Below are 5883 nucleotides of genomic sequence, written 5' to 3' on the forward strand. Positions count from 1 at the left end.
GCCCCCCCCCCTCTGCCCCCGGGCCCCCCCGCCCCGTTGGGGGGCCAAACCCCCACCCCCCCAACCCCCCCCGCCCCTGGGGGGGTGGGGTGGGGGGGGGGGTTCGCGGGGTGGCGCGCGGCCGATGGCCCCCACCCCCGGCCCCTCCCCTGAAGGGGAGGGGAGATTATGATGCAGCTCTGGGTCGGTCTCGGCAATCCCGGGCCTCAATATGCGATGCACCGCCACAATGTCGGCTTCATGGCCGCCGACGTCATCGCCGACACGCACGGTTTTTCCGCTCCCGCGAAGAAATTCCAGGGCTGGATCCAGGACGGCCGCATCGGCCGGACACGTGTCCTGATCCTGAAACCCGGCACCTTCATGAACGAAAGCGGCCGCAGCGTGCGCGCCGCGATGGATTTCTACAAGCTGACGCCGCAGGACGTCACCGCCTTTTACGACGAGCTCGATCTCGCGCCGATGAAGGTGAAGGTGAAGCGCGGCGGCGGCGCGGCGGGGCATAACGGCATCCGCAGCATGATCGCCCATATCGGCGACGATTTCCGCCGCGTGCGCATCGGCATCGGCCACCCGGGGCACAAGGACCGCGTCACCGGCCACGTCCTCGGCAATTATCACAAGAGCGAGATCGAACCGCTGACCGACCTGCTCGGCGCGATCGCGGCCGAAGCGGGCTGGCTCGCCGACGGCGACGATGTGCGCTTTCAGAACGATCTCGCGCTGCGGCTGCAGCCGTGACGGCGATCCGCGCCGCGACGCCCGCCGACCGCGACGCCGTGGTCGCCCTGTGGCAAAGCTGCGACCTCACCCGGCCGTGGAACGACCCCGGCGCCGATTTCGATCGCGTGCTGGGCCACGACGCATCGACGATCCTGCTCGCCGAAGCAGAAGGCGCGATCGTCGGGACGATCATGGTGGGCTTCGACGGGCATCGCGGCTGGGTCTATTATCTGGGCGTGCGGCCCGACCGGCGTGGCTCCGGCATCGCGCGGAGGCTGCTCGACGAGGGTTGCGACTGGCTTCGCGCGCGCGGCTGTCCGAAGGTCGAATTGATGGTTCGGGATGGCAATCCCGCCACGGGGCTCTATGAGCGCCTCGATTGGGAATATCAGCCGGTGCGCGTCTTTGCGCGCTGGCTTGGTCAAAAGGGTTAGAAAATGGGTTTCAAATGCGGGATCGTCGGGCTGCCCAATGTCGGCAAGTCCACCCTGTTCAACGCGCTGACCGAGACGCAGGCGGCGCAGGCGGCGAATTATCCCTTCTGCACGATCGAGCCGAACATCGGCAATGTCGCGGTCCCCGACGCGCGGCTCGACCAGCTCGCCGCGATCGCGGGCAGCCAGAAGATCATCCCGACCCAGCTCGCCTTCGTCGATATCGCGGGGCTGGTGCGCGGGGCGTCGAAGGGCGAAGGGCTCGGCAACCAGTTCCTCGGCAACATCCGCGAGGTCGACGCGATCGTCCACGTCCTGCGCTGTTTCGAGGATGACGACATCCAGCATGTCGAGAACAAGGTCGACCCGGTCGCGGACGCCGAAACGGTCGAGACCGAACTGCTGCTTTCCGACCTCGAAAGCCTCGAAAAGCGCGTTCCCGCCTTCGCCAAAAAGGCGACGGGCGGCGACAAGGAAGCCAAGGCCGCGGCGTCGGTGCTGGGTCAGGCGCTCGATCTGCTGCGGCAGGGCAAGCCCGCGCGGCTGACCGAGCCCAAGGATGTCGAGGAGGAGCGCATCCTGAAACAGGCGCAGCTCCTGACCACCAAGCCCGTCCTCTATGTCTGCAACGTCGAAGAGGGCAAGGCCGCGACCGGCAATGCGCACAGCGAAGCCGTCTTCGCACGCGCCAAGGTGGAAGGCGCGCAGGCGGTGATCGTCTCGGCGGCGATCGAGAGCGAATTGGTCGGCATGGACGCCGACGAACGGATGATGTTCCTCGAGGAGATGGGCCTCCACGAAACCGGGCTCGCGCGCGTGATCTGCGCGGGATACGAACTGCTCCACTTGCTGACTTTCTTCACCGTCGGGCCGAAGGAAGCGCGCGCCTGGACCGTCCACATGGGCGCGAGCGCACCCGAAGCCGCGGGCGAGATTCACAGCGATTTCCAGAAGGGCTTCATCCGCGCCGAAACGATCGCTTTCGACGATTATGTTACGCTGGGTGGCGAAGCCAAGGCGCGCGAAGCGGGCAAGCTGCGCGCCGAGGGCAAGGGTTATGTGGTGCAGGACGGCGACGTCATGCACTTTTTGCATAGTTGATCGGGCGGCGCCCCAACAGGCCGCAGGGCGACTTTGGGGCGGGGAGCGGACGTAAAGCCCTCTCCCCTTCAGGGGAGAGGGTTGGGAGAGGGGGAGGCGTCCACGCCCCTCTCAACTCCGGCTAGCCGGTAAACCGGCAAGCCTTCGTATCTCTCCCCTGAAGGGGAGAGAGCAAGCTCCGCCAACGACCGCAACCGGTCGTTGGCGGCGAATCCGTTTCGGTCTCCAAGCCTTACGGCTCGAACGCCGCCAAGATCGGACACGGTCCCCTGTCGCTCGCCGCGCATTGCTCCGCCAGCCGAGTCAGTGCCGCGCGGGCCTCGGTCATCTGCGCGATCTTCGCGTCGAGCGCGTCGATCCGCTGGCGCGCCAGCGCACGCACGCGGACGCGGTCATCGCTTTCCTCGAGCGCGAGAAGTTCGGATATTTCGTCGAGCGTGAAGCCCGACGCCTGCGCCGCGCGGATGAATTTCAGCCGCCGCACATCGTCCTCGCCATAGCGGCGGACGCCGCCGCCCCAGCCGTCGCCGCCGCTGCGCACCGGCGTGCCCATCAAGCCGCGGCGCTGGTAATAGCGGATCGTTTCGACCCCCACCCCGCCCGCGGCGGCCAATTTGCCGATCGTGAAGGACATGCTTGACTCCGTACCATGATACAGACCCTATATGGGGCGCATGACGAAACAGGCAATCCTCCATCGCATGGTCATGCCGGGGCATATCTGCCCCTATGGCCTCAAGGCAAAACATCTTCTGAAAAGCCGCGGCTTCGCGGTCGACGACCGCTGGCTGACGACGCGCGAGGAGACCGACGCGTTCAAGGCCGAGCATAGCGTCAAGACGACACCGCAGACCTTCATCGATGGGGTGCGCATCGGCGGCTATGACGATTTGCGTCGCCATTTCGGGCTGAAGGTCGCCGACCCCGACGCGACCAGCTACACGCCCGTGATCGCGCTGTTCGCGATGACCGCGCTGATGGCGCTCGCGGCGGGCTTTGCCGTCGACGGCACCCCTTTCACGCTGCGCGCGGCCGAATGGTTCATCTCGTTCAGCATGATCGTGCTCGCGCTGCTCAAATTGCAGGACGTCGACAAGTTCGCGACAATGTTCCTGAATTACGATCTGCTCGCGCGGCGCTGGGTGCCTTATGCGAGCCTCTATCCGTTCGCCGAGGGACTGGCGGGGGTGCTGATGACCGCGCACGCCCTGCCCTGGCTGTCGATCCCGGTCGCGCTCTTCATCGGCGGCATCGGCGCGGCGTCGGTGTTCAAGGCGGTCTATGTCGATAGGCGCGACATCAAATGCGCCTGCGTCGGCGGCAGCAGCAAGGTGCCGCTCGGCTTCGTCTCGCTGACCGAGAATGTCATGATGGTCGCGATGGCGCTGTGGATGGCGCGGATGTGGTTCTGATCGGATAGCTGGGCTATGCCGCTGGCGTTGAGTCGTCCTTGCTTGTGGAGCGCCCATGCTGAACCGCCGCCATTTCCTCGCCACCGCCACGCTCGCCGGCCTGTCGGCCCCCGCGATCCTGCGCGCGGAAGCGGGCTTCTTCCGCGATTTTCCGTTCAGCCTGGGCGTCGCGGCGGGCGACCCGGCGAGCGATGGTTTCGTGATCTGGACACGGCTCGCGCCCGACCCGATGGAGCGGCACGGCGGGATGCCGCTGGTCAATGTGCCAGTCGAGTGGGAGGTCGCCGAGGACGGCGGTTTTCGCACCATCGCGGCGAAGGGCACCGAACTCGCGCGGCCCGAGCTCGGCCACAGCGTCCATGTCGAGGTCACGGGGCTGAAACCCGACCGCCCCTATTATTACCGCTTCACCGCGGGCGGCGAGCGCAGCCTGCGCGGGCGCGCGCGCACGCTTCCTGCTGTCGGCGCGCGCACCGACGCGCTGAAATTCGGGGTCTGCGGCTGCCAGCATTATGAATCGGGCTTTTACGGCGCCTATCGCCATCTGGCGCGCGAGGACCTCGCCTTCGTCTATCATTACGGCGACTTCATCTATGAATATCAGCAGGATTATCTCTTTCCCGACGGCTTGCCGGTGCGGCCGGTGCGCAAATATGCGCTGCGCGGGTTGCAGGACCTGACCGATTTCCGCACCTCCTATACGCAGACGCTGCTCGACATCGACATGCAGGCGGCGCGGTCGGCGCACGCCTTCATCTCCAGCTTCGACGACCATGAAATCCGCAACGACTGGGTGTCGGTCTATGACGACTGGAAGATGGGGCTCGACGAAAACGACCCCGATGCGCCGCCGCCCGACATCTTCATGCTGCGGCGGCAGGCGGCGTTCCAGGCCTGGTACGAGCATATGCCGGTGCGCAAGGCGCTGCTCCCCAAGGGCGGCTTCATCGCCGCGAACCGCGAGCTGCGTTACGGCGACCTCCTGTCGATGCAGATCCTCGACACGCGCCAATATCGCGACAACCAGCCGTGCGGCGACGGCTTCAAGCCCGCCTGCCCCGACGTCTTCGCCAAAAATGCCGAGGTGCTGGGCAAGGCGCAGGACGATTGGCTCGCGAAGAATCTGGCGAAAGGCGGCGCGACGTGGAACGGCATCGCGCAGCAGGTGACGATGATGTCGCTCGACCGCCAGCGCGACGACCGCGATCCGGAGAAGATCCTCAACCTCGACAGCTGGGCAGGATATGAAGCACCGCGCGAACGGATGCTCTCGCGGCTCGCGGGCCTCAAGAATGCCGTCGTCATCACCGGTGACGAGCATCAGAATTTCTGCGGCGACCTGATCCTCAAGGACAAGGTGGTCGGCGCGGAGTTCGTCGGCACCTCGATCACCAGCGGCGGCGACGGCAGCGACCTGCGCAAGGGCACCGACGTCTTCCTGAAGCGCAACCCCGAACTCAAATTCGCCAACGACCTGCGCGGCTATATGGTCTGTGAAGTCGGGCGCGAGGCGTGGCAGACGCATTTCATGACCGTCGACAAGGTGACGACGCCGGTGAACACGCTGTCGAAGCGCGCGACGGGCGTCGTCGAGAATGGCGTCGCGGGCATCAAGATGTCGGCCTGATCGGGGAATTATCTTGCTTTATTATGAGGATATCGAGATCGGCGTGGTCCGGCGGTTCGGCAGCAAAGAGGTGGTGCGCGAGGAAGTGATCGACTTCGCGTCCAAATATGACCCCCAGCCCTTTCACCTCGACGACGAAGCGGCGGCGCAGACCTATTTCGGGCGTCTGTCGGCGAGCGGCTGGCATACCGGCGCGATGATGATGCGGATGATGGTCGACGACATGAAACTGCACGAACAGGCCGGGCTGGGTTCGCCGGGGATCGAGGATCTGCGCTGGCTGAAACCCGTCTATCCGGGCGACACGCTGCGCTGCGAGAGCGAAATACTCGAAAAGCGGCGATCGGGGAGCCGCCCCGAAATGGGGATCATCCAGTCGCGGATGACCGTGTTCAATCAGCATGACGAGCCGGTGATGACGATGCGCTCGGCGGGGCTGATCCGGGTGCGCGACGTCGGCGGCACCGACTGATCGCGACTCCCCTCCCCGTCACCCCCCCCCGGGTGAGCGGGGGGGGGGGGGAACGGCGGGCGGCGGGGGGCCCCGGCCCCGCGGGGGGGGGGGGGGGGGGGGGGGGGGGGGCAA

7 protein-coding genes are annotated in these 5883 nt (G+C 66.2%); 6 read left to right on the top strand and 1 reads right to left on the bottom strand.

Annotated elements, in window-relative coordinates:
- Positions 1-171 precede the first annotated feature (171 nt).
- From pth to ychF, 3 genes are read left to right on the top strand one after another with little or no spacing between them, the layout of a single operon-like run.
- Entirely contained in the window at positions 172-741 is a 570-nt protein-coding gene (gene pth / locus OJI97_RS10695; RefSeq protein WP_297663345.1) for an aminoacyl-tRNA hydrolase, read from the top strand.
- A complete protein-coding gene (locus OJI97_RS10700) occupies positions 738-1157 on the top strand; it encodes a GNAT family acetyltransferase (protein WP_297663333.1) in 420 nt (139 codons plus the stop codon). Before pth ends, OJI97_RS10700 begins: the two co-directional genes overlap by 4 nt.
- Before the next feature lie 3 nt (positions 1158-1160).
- Positions 1161-2258 (top strand): redox-regulated ATPase YchF, encoded by a 1098-nt coding sequence (gene ychF / locus OJI97_RS10705; RefSeq protein WP_297663335.1) that lies wholly within the window; start codon positions 1161-1163, stop codon positions 2256-2258.
- Positions 2259-2490: 232 nt separating this feature from the next.
- On the opposite strand, the gene OJI97_RS10710 is transcribed toward ychF, so the two are convergent.
- Positions 2491-2892 carry a MerR family DNA-binding protein gene (locus OJI97_RS10710; RefSeq protein ID WP_297663337.1) on the bottom strand — a complete coding sequence of 134 codons (402 nt, stop codon included), beginning with the start codon at positions 2890-2892 and terminating at the stop codon, positions 2491-2493.
- Between the two features lie 40 nt (positions 2893-2932).
- Here OJI97_RS10710 and OJI97_RS10715 point away from each other — a divergent pair, with 40 nt between their 5' ends.
- The 3 genes from OJI97_RS10715 to OJI97_RS10725 are packed head-to-tail and all read left to right on the top strand — an operon-like array spanning position 2933 to position 5769.
- Positions 2933-3670, top strand: coding sequence for a glutaredoxin family protein (locus tag OJI97_RS10715; protein ID WP_297663339.1), 738 nt, complete (start codon positions 2933-2935; stop codon positions 3668-3670).
- Between the two features lie 55 nt (positions 3671-3725).
- On the top strand, positions 3726-5297 hold the full coding sequence (locus OJI97_RS10720) for an alkaline phosphatase D family protein (protein ID WP_297663341.1): 1572 nt from the start codon (positions 3726-3728) through the stop codon (positions 5295-5297).
- A gap of 13 nt (positions 5298-5310) precedes the next feature.
- Complete coding sequence (locus tag OJI97_RS10725; protein ID WP_297663343.1) at positions 5311-5769, top strand: MaoC family dehydratase; 459 nt, start codon at positions 5311-5313, stop codon at positions 5767-5769.
- The last annotated feature ends 114 nt before the right edge of the window (positions 5770-5883 follow it).

The sequence above is a fragment of the Sphingopyxis sp. genome (assembly GCF_025869345.1).
Classification (GTDB): domain Bacteria; phylum Pseudomonadota; class Alphaproteobacteria; order Sphingomonadales; family Sphingomonadaceae; genus Sphingopyxis.